Genomic DNA, 219 nt, shown 5'->3' with positions numbered 1-219 from the left:
AAAAGTGGGGGAAAGGTCAGCAGATTACTAGGCTTCGTAACCCATGTTAAACCAGATAAAGAAGCAATCAGAGCCCACACTGAAAAGGTGAAAGAGGTGATTAAAAAACATAAAACAGCACCTCAAGCCGCCCTGATAAAATATCTCAATCCCATCATTACAGGATGGTCAAGGTATTACTCGGGGGTAGTCTCCAAGGAGATTTTCAGCAAGCTAGAC

The 219-nt window shown here is 42.9% G+C and carries 1 protein-coding gene; it reads left to right on the top strand.

Translation table 11 applies throughout. The features are described from left to right. Positions 1–66: 66 nt before the first annotated feature. Positions 67–219: group II intron maturase-specific domain-containing protein (locus tag AC0QHF_RS00105; protein WP_375341382.1), on the top strand; the 153-nt coding region annotated here is incomplete at its 3' end.

The sequence above is a fragment of the Lyngbya sp. CCY1209 genome, from assembly GCF_055795065.1.
Note: the sequence above shows the minus strand (reverse complement) of the source record. Positions and strands in the feature narration are given on the sequence as shown.